This window comes from Variovorax sp. 05N34 (genome assembly GCF_056397405.1).
The window spans coordinates 460,334-477,706 of the sequence record NZ_JBFTNI010000002.1 but is presented as its reverse complement, the minus strand read 5'-3'; the positions used below and the strand labels follow the sequence as shown (position 1 = coordinate 477,706).

Sequence of the window (17,373 nt, the reverse complement as noted above, 5' to 3'; positions counted from 1 at the left end):
GCCATGGACCAGGACACCCACCCTTTCCGCCACCTGAACGACGACGGCCTCTGGCCGCGCTTTCACTGGCAAGGACTCACGCTCGGCGAGGACGGTGCGTTGCGCCTCCCGGGGCTGCCCGCGTTCGACGGCGTACCACCGGCGATGCCGCAAGCGTCGAACACGCAGCCACCGCCCGCAGGCCTCGCGGTCGACACGGACGGATCGGTCTACATCAGCGATCCGGCGAACGACAACATCTGCCGCCTCGATGGCTGCTTCGGAGAAGTCGACCCCGCGCCCTGCATCGGCGGCCACGGATCGGGCGACGCGCAGTTCGACCGTCCCTCGGGCCTGGCGATCGCGCCGAAGCGGCATGCGCTGTATGTGGCGGACGCCGGCAATGGCCGCGTGCAGATCTTCGACCTGGACGCGATGGCACTGTCGGAAGTGCTGGATGGATTCGTCACGCCTCTTTCGTTGGCGCTGGACGAGGAAGGCCGCCTGTACGTGGTCGATACCGGAGCGAAACGCGTCGACCTGTTCAGCACTTCGGCCGACAAGCAGCCTGCCTTCGGCGACATGGTCGCAGCGAGCGGCCATGCGGGCGACCCTTGCGCGGTCGCCTGCGAAGGGAAGTGGGTGTACGTGCTCGACGGGTCCACGCACGAGCTGTGCGTCTTTTCGCAGGACGCCCTGGTGGAGGTCGTGGTCACCGGCATCGCGGCGGCGAGCGTCTTCACCGTGATCGACGGCGCGATCTACCTGGGCGACCCGAACCGTCGGCGCATTGCCGTGTGGCAGCGCGACCAGGCCGGCAAGTACCGGTCCGTGGGCGACGCGGCCGACTACGACGGGCCGGTGGCAGCCCTTGCGTCTGACGGCGCGGGCGGACTGCTGGTGTCGCCCGGCGGCTGCGTCGCGCCCTTCCGGTTGCGACTCGACGCCAGCCATGCGACCGAAGGCTGGCTCTGGAGCGATGCCATCTACTTCGACACGCTCACGCATGACTGGAACCGCCTGCATGCCGACATCGACCTCCCAGACGGCAGCCATGTGCAGTTCTTCGCCTTCACCGGCGCTCGCGGAACGCCACCTCCGCCGCCATCGCCGGAAGGCATCTTCGGCGCACCGTGGCGCGCAGTCGGCAGCGATGTGACCGACTTCTTCATCGACCTCGCCGGGGATTCGAAGCAGGAGGCGCTCTGGCTGGGCGCGCGCTTCGCCAGCGAACTGCATTCGACGCCGGTGCTGTCGCAGGCGCGGGTCGACTTCGACCAGACGAGCTACCTTCTGGCGCTGCCTGCGATCTACCGCGAGTCCCGCGAATGCGGGAATTTCCTGCAGCGCTACCTGAGCCTTTTCGAGAGCTTCTTCGACGAACTCGAAGCAAAGGTCGACGGGCTGCCGGCGCTACTCGATCCGGCCGCGGCACCGCCGGATGCGCTGCCCTGGCTGGCCGGCTTCCTCGCGCTGCCGCTGCCCGAAGTGCAGGCGCAAAACGCGCAGCGCGAATCCATCGCAAGTGCCTTTGCACGCTACGCCAGGCGCGGCACGGTCGCCGGGCTGCGCGAGACCCTGCGCGAAGAGGCGGGCGTGCGCGCGCTGATCGACGAGCCGCTACAGGCCATGGCCTGGTGGGGATTGCCCGCGCCGTCCACGTCGTGCAAACCCGGCGAGGCCGGCACCTGGACGGACGGAGGCGACTCCATCCTCGGCTTCAACACCGTGCTCGCAGACGCCGAGCCGCAGGGCGCGGTGGTCGGCACCACGGCCACGTTCGACCGCTCGCAACTCATCACGCAGGACGACTTCGGAACGCCGCTCTTCGAGGCGGCCGCCTACCGCTTCCTTGTGCGGCTCTATCCGGGCGACCTGCATTGCGCCGGCAAGCTCGAAGAGGTGCGCGCCATCGTCGAACGCGAGAAGCCGGCGCACACGCTCTACGACCTGTGCGTGATCGAGTCGGGCCTGCGCGTGGGCTACCAGGCCTGCCTGGGCATCGACACCCTGCTCGGTGGCGGTCCGGCCGAGCCGGGCCTGCTGGGCGATGGCGCCCTGGTACTGGGCGGGCAGCCGCGCGCGCGGCTCGGCATGGACAGCCGCGTGGGCGAAGGCGCACAACTTTGATGGACACCAGGAGAAACGACATGCAAGACGATTCGGTCGAATGCGATGCGCTGAGAAGCTTTTCTCGCCCGCGCTACTTCTACGGTCAACTGCTCGACGTTCGTCATTTCGAATCCGAGCAGGCCTACTTCAAGCGCAAGCAATGGATGCGCAACCGGCTGGTCGACGGCTTCGGCGTCGTGTGCGGGCTCGACGTGCAGGTGGGCGACGACGAGCACAGCGTGGTCGTGCTGCCCGGGCTCGCGCTCGACAGGCAAGGGCGCGAGATCGTCATGCCGGCGCGCAGCAAGCCGCTCGCGATTCCTGCGCGCGCAGCACCCGAAGGCGCGCCATCCGGCAACAACGGTGGCAGCAACTACGGCAACGAGGACCATTGCGACGATGACTGGGTGCACCTCGTCATCTGCTACGAGGAATGCAAGGCCGACCCCGAACCCGTGATGTCAGGCGGCTGCGACACCACCTCGCGCTGTTCACCGGGCGCGATCCGCGAGGGCTACTCGTTGTCGCTGCAACCGGGCAAGGCGCCCGACATCCCGCTCGATTCCGTCATCCAGGGGCTCGTCAAGGGCAACAACATCAACTACCGCGCGCTGGTCGAATGGGTCAGCGCGCCCTGCGATTGCGACAGCGGGCCGGGCTGCATCACGCTCGCCAACATTCATCTTCCCGCGACGGACAAGACGCTGGAGCCCTCGGACATCGACATCTCGGTGCGGCCGATCGTCTACAGCCTCGATCTGCTCTGGGAACTGGTGCTGGCGCTCAGCCACGACGCTCCCAACCGCCGCTCCGGCAAGAACTGAAAGGAAGCAACATGTCCACCATGACGGCAACCAAGTCGATCGGCGGCTGCGGATGCGGCGGAGGGTGCGGAGGCGGGTGCGGATGCACGTCCACCTCATCGGCGGGCGGCATCACCGGCCGTGGAAGCATCGAGCGGCCGCGTTTCTTTCCACGCCAACTGGTCACGCCCGACGACCTCACGCTCGGCCAGGAGTACTTCCGCAACAAGCTGCGCCGCATGAATCGCTACCTGCACGGCTGGGGGGTCGTGTGCGGCGCGAAGGTCGAGACCAGCACCAAGCCGTGGATGGTGATCGTGCATCCCGGCTACATCCTGGGTCCGTATGGCGACGAGATCGTGATCGAGCAGGACGTCTGCTTCGACCTTCGCACGCGCTGCACGTCCGGTGGCGCAGACGCCTGCGACGACGTCGTGATCGATCCCCTGTGCCCCGATCGCATCGTCGACACGGGTCGCACCGGGAACGCGCCGCTCTACATTGCGCTTCGCTACAAGGAAGTGCCTGCACGGCCGGTTCGCGTGGCGCCAGTGGGTTGCGGCTGCGACGACACGAGCTGCGAGTTTTCGCGCTGGCAGGACGGCTATGAAATATGCGTGCTCGATGCCTGCCCCGACTCGCACGCTAAGCCGCCGAGCCTCGACCAATTCGCGAAGCCGACGACCATCCCGGAATGTCCGCCGTGTCCGACCGAGCCGTGGGTGGTGCTCGCGATCGCGACGGTCGACGGCCAGGGCAGAGTAGTCTCGATCGACAACTGCGGGTGCCGCCGCATGGTGCGCACGCTCGCACCATACTGGTGGCAGTGCTCGGATCCGGTGGTGCAGGCGCCTGCGCCAACGCCTGCGCCAGTGCCGGCACCGGCACCCGCGCCGGTGCCGGGAACGAACAACACGCCCGGTCGTCCTCCCGGCTGAAGCCCAGGCGATACGGCGGAGAGAAATGCGCCACGATGAGCCAGTCCCATAGAACCGCAGTCCAGGCAGCAAGCCCGCAGCGCGGTGCGTTGGGCGGCGTGCCGGGCGCTCGCGTGTCGCAATTCAGCGAGGCCGTCGGTCCTGCCAACGATGCATTCGAGCAGGAGGCCGATCGAATCGCGGACGCAGTTCTGCACGGCGGGCGCTGGCATCCGCCGAGGCAGGGAGGATGGTCCGCGGCCAGTGGGCCCGACGGCCAGGGCGCGCCGATCCGTCGCGCACCGAAGGCGGTCGCGGAACAAGCGCCGATTGCCGCGCCGGAACCGGCCGCGCCTGCGCGTGCACCCCAGCCCGCAGCCGCCGTGACCGATGCCGCACCTGTGCTGCTGGTGGCGGACGATGCCGAGGTCACGCGGGGACAAATGCGCAAGAGCGAATTCATGAAGGCCTTGCGCGCCGGCATCTGCGCCTCCGTCGACGCGGCGCTGGCCGGCACCGGACGCGACTCGCAGGGTTGTCCGTGGATCGACCACTGGCTCGGCTACTACGAAGCACGCGGCGCCGCTGACATCGAGCGCGCGCTGCTGCGCTACGCACCCGAGGCAGCCGGCGCATCGAGCGCCTCGCAATACATCCGGGTCGTCTCCGCGCGCGTCAGCGTCAGCGCACGGCGATGGGCGAATACGGGAGAAGTCACCGGGCTGCCCGAGGAAGCGCCGGCCGGAGGCGCTGCTGGCGGCCTGCTCGCGGGTGTCGGCGCGATGTTCTTCAAGGCGCGCTCGGGTGGCGCACAGGCCGCCGACCCGGTTTCGGTGCGCGAGGAACTCGGGCGCGGAGAGTCGCTTGGCAGCGGCTTGCGCTCGCGCATGGAAGGCGCGTTCGGCACCAGCTTCGCCGCCGTGCGGCTGCATACGGATGGCGCGGCCGCGCGAATGTCGAACCGGCTCAATGCGCGTGCCTTCGCGGTGGGCCCGCACGTGGCCTTTGGGGCCGGCGAGTTCCAGCCGGGCACGCTGGCAGGCGATGCACTCATTGCGCATGAGCTGGCGCATGTGGTGCAGCAGGGGCATGCGGCGACGGCGCTCGATGGGCGCGCCGATGCGCGTGGAGCGGCTGCCTCGACCGAAGCGCTGGAACAGGACGCGGACCGCTCGGCGGCTGGTGCGGCGGCGGCGCTTTGGGGCGCGGGATCGTTCTCCGAGTTGCGCAGCCAGGCCAGGCCGCGCATGCGCTCGGGACTCAGCCTGCAGCGCTGTGGCGGCGGCCAAAAGGCCGCGGCAGGTCCGCAAGTGAAGGTCAAGCTGTCACCGGCGCAAGAGCGCCAGGATTCGATTGCCGGTGCCAGCGAGCGGCTGCGCGACGTCGACAAGTGGGTCTCGTTGCAGCAAAAGGTGCAGAAGGTCCCTGACATCAAGGGAGTGAGCAAGCTCGACAACGAACAAGCCACCAACGTCGCGACGGCCATCCAGCTGTTGACGAAGGCCAGTGCGCTCTCCGGGGCAAAGGCCCTGGACCCGTTGCGGCCCAAGCTCAAGGACGTGCTCGACCAGACCAAGGTCGCCAACAACCCGAAGACCGGGTACGGACCGCAGGACGACGCATTGGCGAGCAAGCACGCACTGAACCTGGCGATCACCGCATCGAATGAACTCGACGAGCTGGTCGTGAAGGCCAGCGCCTTGGTGGACGTGAAGGACATCAAGAAGGACTCCGACGCCATCGCCACGGCGCTCGCAGGGGCCCAGTCCAATCCCGGCACCATTGCGGACGCGAAGGACGAGGTCGAGAAGCGCGTCAAGTCGATCGGCAAGCAGATCACGGAAATCCAGTCGCGCGACACCGAGACGCCCAAAGCCATGGAGCACGTGATCTTCGTGCTGCGCAGCTTTCTCGCGCTCAATGCGCCCGCGCGCGGAAAGGCGCCGAGCGAGGAAGAGATCAAGACCTTCACGAGCGAAGCGCACAACCTGCAGCACGACTTCGGCATCGTCTTCGGCGAAGGCAAGGTGGTGCAGGGCTTCGATGCGTTCCTGCTCTACGCGGACCTGCTCGAGAAGCAACTCGCGGTGCGCGCAAAGATGGCGCAGGCCAAGGTCGCAGCCAAGCCCATACCGACGCAAGGCAACGCGGAGGACTATTTCAAGTCACTCAAAGGCAAGAAGAACGACGAAGTGTTCGCGGCCTACACGGACTATGCAAGTGCCTTCTTCCTCCATGGACAGGTGGCAACGCTCGCCGACATGGACGTGGTCGATGTGTCGGAGCTCTACAAGACCCAGCTCTCGGTGTTCGGTGTGCGAAGACTGGTCTGTACGGGCTACGCGCTGCTCGGCGCACACCTGATGGTGGAAGCTGGCGCTTCGCTCAGGGAGTTCGTGGTGGCCGTGCGCGCGACCGACACGGACATTGCCGCGAACAAGATCGATGAAGGCCACGCCCTGGCCCACCTGACGCGGCAGGGAAAGCACTTCTGGGTATCGAACCACCTGATCGTGATGACCGAGAACGACGGTAYCGGACCGAATGCCGTGGCCTGGGAAAAGAAGGATGCGCCGCTGCACAAGCACAGCGGCCCGACGCTGAAGGCCGCGAACCAGGCCCTGGCGGATGCGCTGGCCGGCGGCGGGCGACGACCTGCCCAGCCGGGCGGGCGAAGGAGGTAGGCATGGCCACGAAGAGAGCACCCGCCGATTCGAAGGCCGCGAACCGTTCGACGGCGGCGCGCGGCCTGCCACAGCGCAGCTTCGTCGAGCCCGTGGGACGGGTCGACGATGCGGCCGAAGTGCAAGCACACCGCATTGCCGATGCGGTGGGGCGCAGCGACTTCCACGGCTTGCCCGAGACAGGATGGTCGGCAGCTTCCGGGGCCGGTGTGCCGACGATCAGGCGCGCGCCCAAGGACGAGCCACCGCCCGCAAAGGCACCCGCGCCACCCCCTGCCGCTGTGCAGGACCTGTCGCAAGAAAAAGGGCAGGAAAAGGGGCAGCAGCCGGCCGCCGACCAGGCTTCGCACCTGCTGGCAGAGGACGATGCGACCGTCGTGCGCGGACAGATGCGAAAGAGCGAATTCCTGGCCCGCCTGCGCGAGTCCGTTTGCAATGCCGTCGACGAGGGTCTGAGCGGCACTGGCCGGGACTCGCAGGGTTGTCCGTGGATCGACCACTGGCTCGACTACTACGCGGAGCGCAACGCGTCGCAAATCGAGGTCTCGCTTCGCCGCTATGCCCCCGAGGCACGCAACGCGGCAAGCGCCGACGCTTACATCGGTATTGTTGCCGCAAGAGTGCATCGAAGCGCGGTGACCTTTGCCCGCACCGGGCAGGTCGTCGGCATTCCGCAGGACCTGCCCGCGGGCGTCATGCCCGGCGGCGAGATGCTCGATGCCTTCGGCGGCATGTTCTTCAAGGCACGTCCTGGCGGGCCGCGTGCGGCGAAGCCGCCCGGCTCGATCCAGGAGGAACTGGGCGAAGGACGGCAGTTGCCGGCAGACGTGCGCGGCCGCATGGAGCCGGTGTTCGGGACGAGCTTCGCGGATGTGCGGCTGCATGCGGACGAAAAGGGCGCGCGGTTGTCGGACCAACTGAATGCGCACGCGTTCACGGTCGGCCGCCATGTCGCCTTCGGTGCCGGGGAATTTCGGCCCGGCACGGTCGCTGGGGACGCCCTGATCGCGCACGAACTGGCCCATGTGGTCCAGCAAGGAAGCAGCACGGCATCGAGCCCGATGACGAAATCGAACGACGGCGCGGGCAGGCTTGAAGCGGACGCCGATCGCTCGGCCGCCGCAGCGGTCGAGTCGCTCTGGGACCGGACGCGCACGTCCACGGGCGATGTGCGCAGGAACGCCGTGCCGCGCATCCGGACCGGACTGCGCCTGAGTCGGTGCGGCAAGAGCGAACGACAAAAGGAGATCGAGCGCCTGGGCAAGCTCCAGGGCGGCTACATGGAGGACAAGCGCAAGGCCGAGGAGGCTCGCCTCAAGAAGGAAGCGGAGGACGAAGCGAAGAAGAATGGCTTGCCACCGCCGGCCAAGGCGCCGAAGGTGGAACTCGAGGACGTCGTCAAGAAGGACGTGGATGAACACAGCCTCAAGGCGAGTCCGACCACGTCCTGGGACACCGCCGACCAGCCGGCATGGAAGAAGCGTGCCGCTGCCGCATGGGCCAGCGTGGTGGCGAGCGTGAAGGGCACCGAGCTTGAAAAAGTTGCAAAGGGCGTCACGTTCAACTTCGATCCGGCGGCAGCGCTCAAGGGCGGCTTCTATGCCTCGCAGAACGGCAATACGCTGACGGTGGGCATGTCGTGGGTTCAGATCGCCGAACAGGACCCGAAGAACGTATGGGAAAACCTTGCCCATGAGATGGCGGGGCACCTGCAATACGGCACGACCTATTCGAGCGAAATCATGGACGCAGCACTTTCGCCGCTGTCCGCCGATGAGCGCAAGCGAGTGATCGGCGACCCGCAGAAGTTCTTCGAAGCGTACAAATACCCCGAAACCGAAATTTACGCGTCGCTCTGGCAGCGCCGATATCGTGTACCGCCAGGCGGCGGCAAGGAGCTTCCGTCCGGCGGGATCCATCCGGATGACAACATCGTGAAGAGGCTGAAAGTCATGAAGGACGTCCTGCACCCCGATGTCGCGAGGGCCGTGCTCAAGGAGCTGAAGCGACGCGTCGATGCCAACGACGAGATCCTCCAGCGCGACAAGGACTTCTTCGTGCTGAAGGTCAAGGAAATCATGGGGATCAGCTTATGACCGCCGAACAGGGTGACGCGCAACTCGATCGTCTTGCGAGCGATGCCGCGTCGATCTACGAGGATGCGTTCCGATGGTTCCGGGCGCAGGGACCTGCGGCTGCGCCGTTGCTTCTGCGGGGGCTGGGCGACAGCACCTTGGGGCCGACCGGGCGCTGGCGCATCCTGCTGTTGCTGCGTGAGCTTGCCTTGCCTTCGACGCTGCCGGGAGTGCTGGGCGCCTTTCGCGAGGCATTGGCCCAACGCGATCCGGTCGTGCTCCCGGGCGCGATGGAAGCCGTGGCCGCCATCGACACGGAGGAGGCGATCTCCGCGCTGGTCGAGGTGCTGGATTGCGGCAACGCGGATTTCGTGAATCACGCCGCCGTGCTGCTGGGCGATCGGGTGGCCGGGCAGGGCAGTGGCGCAGCGACCGCGCAGTCGGCGATCATGGGCCTGCTTGCAAGTCCTGTGGCGGCGTCACGCGCAAGCGCGGTGCGCGGCCTGCTTCGTGCCGGCACGCCGCTCGCGATCGACGCACTGCGACGACACCGCGCGACCGAGCCCGATCCCCAGGTGCTTGAATTGCTGAAGGGGGCCCGGTGAACCGCCGTCCACCGTCCGGCTGGCCGCGACCGCGCATGCGGCTGCTGGGCCGCGACTGGAGCAGCTTCCAGGTGTGCGGGATGACGGGTCTCGTGCTCGGCGCCTCGCTGGCGATGTGGCTGGCGGGGCAGACGGGTCTGTCGCGTACCGTGCTGTGCGGCCTGCTTGGCGTGGCGGCGATCGTGTTCCTCACGCTGGCGATGGCGACCAAGGTGCTCACCGGGAGGGAGTCGCTCGTCTATTACCACCACGAAATAGCGATCCTCGCGTGCTGCGCCTTGGTCCTCCGTACCCGTGGGCTGCCGGTGTTGCCATACCTTGACCTCACGGCACTCGGCCTGGGCGTGTTCCTGGCGTGCGGGCGCCAGGGCTGCCTGATGGTGGGATGCTGCCACGGCAAGCCGCATGCGTTCGGCGTCGCCTACAGCGAGGCCCATGCCGACGAAGGCTTTCCGCATCGTTATGTCGGTGTCCGTCTGTTTCCGGTGCAGGCCCTCGAATCGCTGCTGGTGCTGGCCATCGTCTGCGGCGGCACGCTGCTCGTGCTGCAAGGCTGGGCGCCCGGGACGGCACTGTCGTGGTATGTCGCCACGTACTCGACCCTGCGCATCTGGCTGGAGGAACTGCGCGGCGACGCGCTGCGGCCCTACTGGCACAGGCTCTCCGAAGCGCAATGGACCTCGATGGTCATTCTCTCCGGCGTCGTGATCGGCGAGTGGCAGGGGCGCCTGCCGATGTCGCCATGGCATCTCGCCATGCTCGTGTTTGCTGTGTTGTCGATGGCCTGGCTCGCTATCGGACGGTCTCCTCTCCGCATGCTTGGGCTGGCCGGCCACGCGGGCGAGATCGCCGACATCGTGCAGGCGGCGCCATCTTCGGCGCGGTCCATCGATGTCAGGCGCACCTCGTTGGCGATCTGCGTCTCCACGCAAACGCTGGAAGACTCCCAAGCCCTCCTGGTTTCCCTGTCCCGCGCCAACAGGCGGCTCACGGCGGATGAAGCGCGTACGCTCGCGCGGCTGATTGCGCGCCTGGCCTTTGCCGGCACCAGCCGCCGTCGAGAACTGCTGGACAGCCGACGCGGCGTGTTCCATTTGATCCTGCGCGGCGAGTCGCGCTGAAGGGAGGCTCGGATGAATGACCCGTTGAGAGCCGGGAGTGGGGGCCGGCCCTTGCCACCCCGCACGGTCCTGCGTCTGCAGCAAACGCTTGGCAATCGCGAGGTCGCGCGCCTGCTGGCGGTTTCTCCGTCCTCGACGACATGCGCGAGCGCGACACCACAGGCGTTGTGCGCACCGGCCGTGGCGCCCCGGGTGCCGCTGAGAGCCCGCCTCGCGATCGCCTGGGGACGGATGACAGGCGTCAAAGCCGAGAAGGACTGACGTGGAAAGACGATCTGCGGCGTCGGAACGCGTCCTGGGCATCGATATCGGCTCGACGACGGTCAAGACCGTGGTCGTCGATGCAGCGACGCGCGCCGTCCTCTGGTCCGACTATCGCCGCCACGAGACGCGCCAGGCTGCGGCGCTCGACGTGCAGCTCTCGGCGATCGAATCGCACTTCGGCGATGTACCGCCTTCATCGATGCGCGCCTTCGTCACCGGCTCCGGTGCGCCGCCGTTGGCCCCGCTCATCGGCGCGAAGTTCGTGCAGGAGGTGAATGCGGTGACCATCGCCGTCGATGCGCTGCATCCGGATGTCGGCAGCGTGATCGAGCTCGGCGGGCAGGACGCGAAGATCATCATCTACAAGCCCGCGCCGCCCGGTGCGGCGGCTTCCGACCGGCGCGTGGTCGCCTCGATGAACGACAAGTGCGCCTCGGGCACCGGCGCGACCATCGACAAGTGCGTGATGAAGGTGGGCCTGCCAGCCGAGGCGCTCGCGACGCTCGCGTGGAATGCCGACAAGCTGCATCCCGTGGCCGCCAAGTGCGGCGTGTTCGCCGAGACCGACATCGTGGGCCTCGTGAAGTCGGGCATTCCGGCGCAAGAGGTCATGTGCTCGCTCGCGGATGCGATCGTGGCGCAGAACCTGTCCGTGCTCACGCGCGGGCACACCTTGCAGCCGCGCGTGCTCCTGCTCGGCGGGCCGAATACCTACCTGCCGTTTCTGCAGGCCTGCTGGCGGCAGCGCATCGTCGAGCTATGGCGGGCGCGCGACCATTCATGCGTGCGCGACGCGCGTCCCGAGGAACTCGTCTTCGTTCCGGACAACGCTGCGCTGTACGCCGCCTATGGCGCGGCGGTCTACGGACTGGAGGAACCGGCCGAGACGGGACGCTACCTGGGCAGCGCTGCGCTGCGTGCCTCCCTTGCGGTAGATAAAGGCGCTCGCGCAATGCTTGCGCAAGGCCCGGCGCTGGTGGCGAGCGATGAAGAGCGCGACGCATTCATCGACCGCTTTCGTGTGCCTGCCTTCGTGCCAGCGGCGTTCTCTCCGGGCCGGCTGGTGGAGGCCTATGTCGGCATCGACGGCGGCTCGACGTCGTCGAAGGCCGTGCTGCTCGATCCGGCCGGCGAGCTTCTGTTCAAGCACTACCAGCTCTCGCAAGGCAACCCGATCGCGGATGCGAAGCAGATCCTGGCGCGACTGCGCGATTTCGTCACGGCGCAGGGCGCCACCTTGCAAGTGCTCGGCCTCGGCGCGACCGGCTATGCGGCCGACATCCTGGAAGAAACCATCGGCGCGGACGCGAACATCGTCGAGACAGTCGCGCACATGATGTCGGCCACGCGCAGCTTCGGCGATGTGGACGTGGTGTGCGATGTCGGCGGGCAGGACATCAAGGTGCTTTTCATGGCGCAGGGGGAAATCCGCAACTTCCGGCTTTCCAACCAATGCTCCGCCGGCAACGGCATGCTGCTGCAGGCCATGGCGAGCCAGTTCGGTGTCGCGATGGAAGACTATGCCGCGACGGCATTCAAGGCGAGGCTCAGCCCGCAGTTCAACTACGGCTGCGCGGTGTTTCTCGACACCGACCGCGTGACCTTCCAGAAAGAGGGCTACGCCAAGGAAGAACTCATGGCCGGCCTGGCGCTCGTGCTGCCGAAGAACATCTGGCAGTACGTGGTGCAGATGCCGAGGCTGGCGCAGCTCGGCCGCGTCTTCGTGCTTCAGGGCGGCACGCAACACAACCTCGCAGCTGTCAAGGCGCAACATGACTACATCGTGGACCGCGTGCCGGGCGCCGTGGTGCGCGTGCACCCGCACTGCGGAGAAGCGGGCGCGATCGGCGCGGCCCTGGAGGCGAGGCGTGTCGTTATGCGGCGTGGCGCCAGTCGGTTCGTCGGGCTCGATGCGGCGATCGGGCTCGGGTACACCACGCGCAACGACGAGAGCACCGTCTGCCACTTCTGCGCCAACGCCTGCAAGCGCACCTTCATCGATGCCGCAACGCAGAGCGGCAGGAAGAGCCGCTACATCGCCGGCTTCTCTTGCGAGAACGGCACGGTGGAGTCGAAGGAGGCGCTCAAGGCGCTGGTCACGCAGCGCAAGTCGCTGAAATCGCAGTTTCCCAATCTGGTCGACTACGAGGCGGAGCTTGCTTTCAAGTCATTCCATCAGGCGGAGCCGTTGCCTGATGCAGGCACACCGGTCGAGGACGTGCGCGTACGCAGGTCATGGAAGTCCTTCTACCTGGGCATGACGCGCCGGCCCTTCGAGCGAGGCTTCGAGCGCTCGTGCGACGACAGCGCGGCGCACCGCGCACGTCTGCGCATTGGCATGCCGCGCGTGCTCAACATGTATTCGACCGCGCCGCTGTTTCGCGGGTATTTCGAAGCGCTTGGCGTCGACAGTCGTCAGATCGTGTTCTCCGACTTCACGAGCGAGGCTCTGTGGGAAGCGGGCAGTCGATACGGCTCCATCGACCCGTGCTTTCCGTCCAAGGTGGCGCAGGCACACGTCCACGACCTGTTGATGGTCAAGCACAAGTCCCGGCCGCTGGACTTCATCTTCTTCCCCTGCCTCACCCATCTGCCGAGCTTCGTGCGGGGCATGCCCGACACGACCGCGTGCCCGATCGTGGCGGGGGTTCCGAAGGTCGTGCGCGCCGCCTTTACGAAAGAGGTGGACTACTTCGGGCAAGCCGGCGTGGCGTATGTCGATCCGGCGATCACCTTGAACGAGCAGCACTACATGAAGATGCAGATGTTCGAGGCCTGGGGCACGCGCCTGCGCATCACGCGCGACGAGAGCGACTTCGCGGTGGAGCAGGGACTTGCGGCGATGCAGGCCTTCGAGAGCGAGATGCAACGGCGCGGCTTGCTGCTGCTGGAGCGGCTCGAGGAGGAGAACAAGGTCGGCATCCTGATGCTGGGGCGGCCCTATCACAACGATCCGGGCCTGAACCATGGCGTGCTGGACGAGTTCCAGGCGCTTGGTTATCCGGTGCTTTCGATTCGCTCCATCCCGAAGGATCCACGATGGCTGGCGCGCTTCTTTGCCGACGAGGAAGCGGAAGAGGGCGATGCGCTTCGCATCGCCGACGTGTGGCCCGAGGCCTACTCGACCAACAGCGCGGAAAAGGTCTGGGCCGCAAAGTTCGCAGCGCGCCATCCCAACCTGGTCGTGCTCGATTTCTCCAGCTTCAAGTGCGGCCACGATGCGCCGACCTACGGGATGATCGACAACATCATCGGTGCGAGCACCACGCCTTACGCGGCGCTGCACGACATCGACGCCAACAAGCCGTCCGGCTCGATCAAGATCAGGGTGAGGACCTATGCGCATGCGCTTCAGCGGCATTCGGAGAAGCTGGAGGACTTGCGCCAGGCGCGCAGCGAACTCGAGCGGCGAATCGTCGAAAGGCGGCGGGAACTGAGGGCGGCGCGCCAGGGCGGCGGAGTTTCGGAAGTGCCCGACGCCCTCGACATGGCCTACGCGTCGTACCTGGCCGAAGAAAAGCCGATGGTGTTCGCACGGCCCGAGCCGGTGCATGACCGCGCCTGCGGCGCGCCGCCGCCTTCGAACGTGCATCCGATCACCATCCACCGGTCGCGGCCTCAATCCGCGACCGACTCCGACCACCCACGGAGGCTGGCATGAACAATGTTTCAAACGCGGCGCCCCGCACCGTCGTCTGGCTGCGCGACGAAGCGGCACGCGCCGCCGACATCGAGGAAGAACTGCGCCGCTTCGAACGCGAAGAGCGCGCCCGGCTCGGGCTGGACGGAAAACCGCCGGTTCATTGGCGCGATGCCGCACCGACGCGCTTCACGCGTGCCCAACGCGAGCACACCACGCTGCTGTGTGGCGGCTTGACACAGGCGCAGGACCTGCTCGTTCAGGGCGCGCTCGCAGGCATCGGCTATCGGGTTCGCGTGCTCGATGTGCCGGACAACGAGGCGCTGCGCTTCGGTCGCGAGTTCGGCAACCGGGGGCAGTGCAATCCGACGTATTTCACCGTGGGCAATCTGGTCAAGCACCTGGTTGCGTTGCGCGATGTGCAGGGCTTGAGCACACGCGAGATCGTCGAGCGCCATGTTTTTCTCACCGCGGGCGCATGCGGCCCGTGCCGCTTTGGTACCTACGCCACCGAATACCGCAAGGCTTTGCGCGATGCGGGCTTCGAGGGCTTTCGCGTGCTGCTGTTCCAGCAGCAGGGCGGCCTCAGGCAGGCTTGCGGCGAGGGCGATGGGCTGGAACTCGACCGCAGGTTCTTCCTGGCGGTGCTGCGAGCGGTCGTTGCCGGCGACGTCCTGAATGCGATGGGCTATCGCATGCGACCCTACGAACAGGTGCACGGCGCAACAGATGCCGCGCTGGATCGCTGCAAGGCCCTGTTGCACGACGCGCTCGAGCATCGAAGCAGCATGCTTGCCGCGCTGTGGAAATGCCGCCGCCTGCTTGCCGCGGTTGCGCTCGACCGCTCGCAAGTCAAGCCCAAGGTCTCGGTCATCGGCGAGTTCTGGGCCATGACCACGGAGGGCGACGGCAACTATCGACTGCAGCGCTTTCTCGAAGCCGAGGGTGCGGAGGTCGACGTGCAGCCGGTCACGGCCTGGTTGCTCTACAACCTATGGCAGGTGAAGTGGGACACGCGGCGGCGCATGGCCTTGCCCTCGGATGACGATGCGCGGCATGGGTTGGCCGGAAAGCGCCCGGTGCGCAGGCTGCTCTCGATGATGGCGGCGGAGTCTGCATTGCGAGCCGCATTCGGTGTCTGTGCGGCGCTACTGGGGCTGAAGAAAGCCCATTTGTCGGACTTCGACGAGATCGCGACGCTTTCGCACCCCTACTACGACAACCATCTGCGCGGCGGCGAAGGCCACATGGAAGTCGGCAAGCTCATCCAGAGCGTTCGGCACCGCAAGGCGCACATGGTGGTGAGCGTCAAGCCCTTCGGCTGCATGCCGTCCTCGGGGGTGTCGGACGGCGTTCAGTCGCTGGTGACCGAGAAGTATCCGCAGGCGATCTTTTGCGCCATCGAGACGACAGGAGACGGCGCCGCCAATGCATACAGCCGGGTACTTCGGGATCTGTTCAAGGCGAAGCGGGCGGCGCGGGATGAAGCCCGAGGGCGCCGCTCTAGTGATTTCTGACGCCGCCGAATTGCGGACAATCTGCTTTGAAGCGGACGTTGGTGGCAACTACAGTGAGGCGGCGCTGCGCTCTCTGCGCCGGTGGCCGGCATCTGGTGGTCGGCTTTGCCGCTGGAATTCCACGTTTGCCCCTGAACCTGGTCCTATTGAAGCGTTGCAAGGTTCTCGGTGTGGACTGGCGCGGCTTTTTATTGGAGAACCCTGCCGGCAATGGTCGCAACATTGCGTCGCTTGTCGCGCTTTGGTACGAGCAGTTGATACAGCCGGAAGTGCAACCGCTTTTTCATTTGAGGATGCGCCTGCGGCGATCGCGGCGGTGGAAAATCGCAAGGCTGTAGGAAAGATCGCAATCAAGGTCGGCCATTAGACAAAAGGTCGCGCGTGGATGTTGAGCACCTGAAGAACTGGAAGTTTTAGCCGATCGAGCAAGCGTATGGTTTGCGCGATACGCTCCTCTACGGGCTTAGCGTTTGCTGCCCGCGGGAACCACCCGACCCGCTTGATCTTTCCTTCCTCTACGAGAAGGACCTCCAGACCTTGCCCAGCATGGCGACCGTCCTTGGGAGCCCTGGCTTCTGGCTGGGCGAAGAAGGTACCAGTGTGGACGCCCGAACTACGGCGCCAAAAAGTTTCACTCGAAGGCTCTTAAAGGACGCCTCCACCGGAGAGCTCCTGGCGACCCTGAGGTCGACGCTTGTTGTCAGGCCTCCGACTGCACGTCGATCCCCCTGTAGCGCTCGCCGCCGGCTTTCCGCGACCGATTCTTCATGGCCTTTGCTCGTTCGGAAATCGCTTGTCGCGTACTGGTGCGCACACTCTGCGACAACCAGGCAGTCCGGCTGAAGGAAATGAGCGCGCGGTTCTCTGTACCCGGCCGTGCTGCAGTCGCGCTTGCCTTTGGCGGTTGTGGCGCAGTTGTGCGTCGGTGCCAGGGAACTCGCTGCAAGGCAGGCACTGGGTTTTGGTCTTGCCACGGAGGTGCTTTCGGTCGACGGCTTCGCCGACGCGGCGCGCGCACGCGTGGCCGACTATGTTGAGCGGCGTGCAGGCCTAGCAGCCATGCGCCGCGCTCGAAACACGGATCCCGCCATGGACAGCCTTGGAAAGCAGCTCAAGACCTATTCGGTGGGCCTGGGCTTGCTTGCCCTTGCCAAGGGGACTCTCGAGCAAGCCAGCTATATCGCAATGGTCAAGCCGCATCTGCGGGAGGTCGCTCTGCGTCACAACGGAAGTTGAAGAGGCACGCAAGCGCGGCTACGCCGTTGACCACGGGCACTACGCGAAAGGTGTCACCACAGTCTCGACGGCCGTGCTGGACGAACTCAAGAAGCCGTTGATGGCCATCAGTGCCGTGGGCATCGGCGCGCAGATGACGAAGACCGACATCAAGGCGCTTGGCGAGGATCTGCGCGAGCGCGGGGCTGAAATCTCGAGTGCGATGGCGGGGCGCAAGGGGGCTGGTTCGATTCGCGCGATTCGGTAGCGCTGCCGTCTTGGGCATGGCACCTTGTCCCGTGTTCGGCGAGGTGCCGCTCGATTTCATCGATCCAGCGTTCCAGTTCGTTTGCTGGTCGCGCATTCAGCGCGGGGAAGGTCCCGACGATGCTCGCGTGCCATTTTCCAGACAAAGCTGATTCCAGCTGTGCGGATCTCCAT

The 17,373-nt window shown here is 66.3% G+C and carries 11 protein-coding genes and 1 pseudogene; 11 read left to right on the top strand and 1 reads right to left on the bottom strand.

Features of this window, described 5'->3' with window-relative positions:
* Positions 1-3: 3 nt before the first annotated feature.
* The 11 genes from AC1DMA_RS06595 (at position 4) to AC1DMA_RS06545 (ending at position 17,200) form a co-directional block, all read left to right on the top strand.
* Positions 4-2,109, top strand: a complete 2,106-nt coding sequence (locus tag AC1DMA_RS06595) for a phage tail protein (RefSeq protein WP_478143660.1) — start codon at positions 4-6, stop codon at positions 2,107-2,109.
* A gap of 20 nt (positions 2,110-2,129) precedes the next feature.
* Positions 2,130-2,915 (top strand): hypothetical protein, encoded by a 786-nt coding sequence (locus AC1DMA_RS06590; protein WP_478124317.1) that lies wholly within the window; start codon positions 2,130-2,132, stop codon positions 2,913-2,915.
* An 11-nt stretch (positions 2,916-2,926) separates the two neighbouring features.
* Positions 2,927-3,832, top strand: a complete 906-nt coding sequence (locus tag AC1DMA_RS06585) for a hypothetical protein (protein ID WP_478143659.1) — start codon at positions 2,927-2,929, stop codon at positions 3,830-3,832.
* A gap of 35 nt (positions 3,833-3,867) precedes the next feature.
* Positions 3,868-6,495: an eCIS core domain-containing protein gene (locus AC1DMA_RS06580; RefSeq protein ID WP_478143658.1), complete on the top strand. Its 2,628-nt coding sequence runs from the start codon at positions 3,868-3,870 to the stop codon at positions 6,493-6,495.
* Positions 6,496-6,497: 2 nt separating this feature from the next.
* The gene (locus AC1DMA_RS06575; protein ID WP_478143657.1) at positions 6,498-8,591 is read left to right on the top strand and encodes an eCIS core domain-containing protein; all 2,094 of its coding nucleotides are present in this window, start codon (positions 6,498-6,500) and stop codon (positions 8,589-8,591) included.
* Complete coding sequence (locus AC1DMA_RS06570) at positions 8,588-9,175, top strand: HEAT repeat domain-containing protein (RefSeq protein ID WP_478143656.1); 588 nt, start codon at positions 8,588-8,590, stop codon at positions 9,173-9,175. The genes AC1DMA_RS06575 and AC1DMA_RS06570 overlap by 4 nt, the downstream gene beginning before the upstream one ends.
* Positions 9,172-10,296 (top strand): prolipoprotein diacylglyceryl transferase family protein, encoded by a 1,125-nt coding sequence (locus AC1DMA_RS06565; protein WP_478143655.1) that lies wholly within the window; start codon positions 9,172-9,174, stop codon positions 10,294-10,296. The genes AC1DMA_RS06570 and AC1DMA_RS06565 overlap by 4 nt, the downstream gene beginning before the upstream one ends.
* A 262-nt stretch (positions 10,297-10,558) precedes the next feature.
* Positions 10,559-14,221: a BadF/BadG/BcrA/BcrD ATPase family protein gene (locus tag AC1DMA_RS06560; RefSeq protein WP_478143654.1), complete on the top strand. Its 3,663-nt coding sequence runs from the start codon at positions 10,559-10,561 to the stop codon at positions 14,219-14,221.
* Positions 14,218-15,717, top strand: coding sequence for a hypothetical protein (locus tag AC1DMA_RS06555; RefSeq protein WP_478143653.1), 1,500 nt, complete (start codon positions 14,218-14,220; stop codon positions 15,715-15,717). The genes AC1DMA_RS06560 and AC1DMA_RS06555 overlap by 4 nt, the downstream gene beginning before the upstream one ends.
* Positions 15,718-16,608: 891 nt before the next feature.
* Complete coding sequence (locus AC1DMA_RS06550) at positions 16,609-16,953, top strand: hypothetical protein (protein WP_478143982.1); 345 nt, start codon at positions 16,609-16,611, stop codon at positions 16,951-16,953.
* Positions 16,859-17,200: an IclR family transcriptional regulator domain-containing protein gene (locus AC1DMA_RS06545; RefSeq protein WP_478143652.1), complete on the top strand. Its 342-nt coding sequence runs from the start codon at positions 16,859-16,861 to the stop codon at positions 17,198-17,200. Before AC1DMA_RS06550 ends, AC1DMA_RS06545 begins: the two co-directional genes overlap by 95 nt.
* Before the next feature lie 31 nt (positions 17,201-17,231).
* On the opposite strand, the pseudogene AC1DMA_RS06540 reads toward AC1DMA_RS06545, so the two are convergent.
* A pseudogene (locus AC1DMA_RS06540) lies at positions 17,232-17,327 on the bottom strand (nitronate monooxygenase); the annotation flags it as partial.
* Positions 17,328-17,373 lie beyond the last annotated feature (46 nt).

Bases quoted from the DNA above. Each gene is read 5' to 3' on its own strand.
- AC1DMA_RS06575 (WP_478143657.1), top strand. From the start codon at position 6,498: ATGGCCACGAAGAGAGCACCCGCCGATTCGAAGGCCGCGAACCGTTCG.
- AC1DMA_RS06590 (WP_478124317.1), top strand. From the start codon at position 2,130: ATGCAAGACGATTCGGTCGAATGCGATGCGCTGAGAAGCTTTTCTCGC.
- AC1DMA_RS06555 (WP_478143653.1), top strand. From the start codon at position 14,218: ATGAACAATGTTTCAAACGCGGCGCCCCGCACCGTCGTCTGGCTGCGC.
- AC1DMA_RS06595 (WP_478143660.1), top strand. From the start codon at position 4: ATGGACCAGGACACCCACCCTTTCCGCCACCTGAACGACGACGGCCTC.
- AC1DMA_RS06570 (WP_478143656.1), top strand. From the start codon at position 8,588: ATGACCGCCGAACAGGGTGACGCGCAACTCGATCGTCTTGCGAGCGAT.
- AC1DMA_RS06585 (WP_478143659.1), top strand. From the start codon at position 2,927: ATGTCCACCATGACGGCAACCAAGTCGATCGGCGGCTGCGGATGCGGC.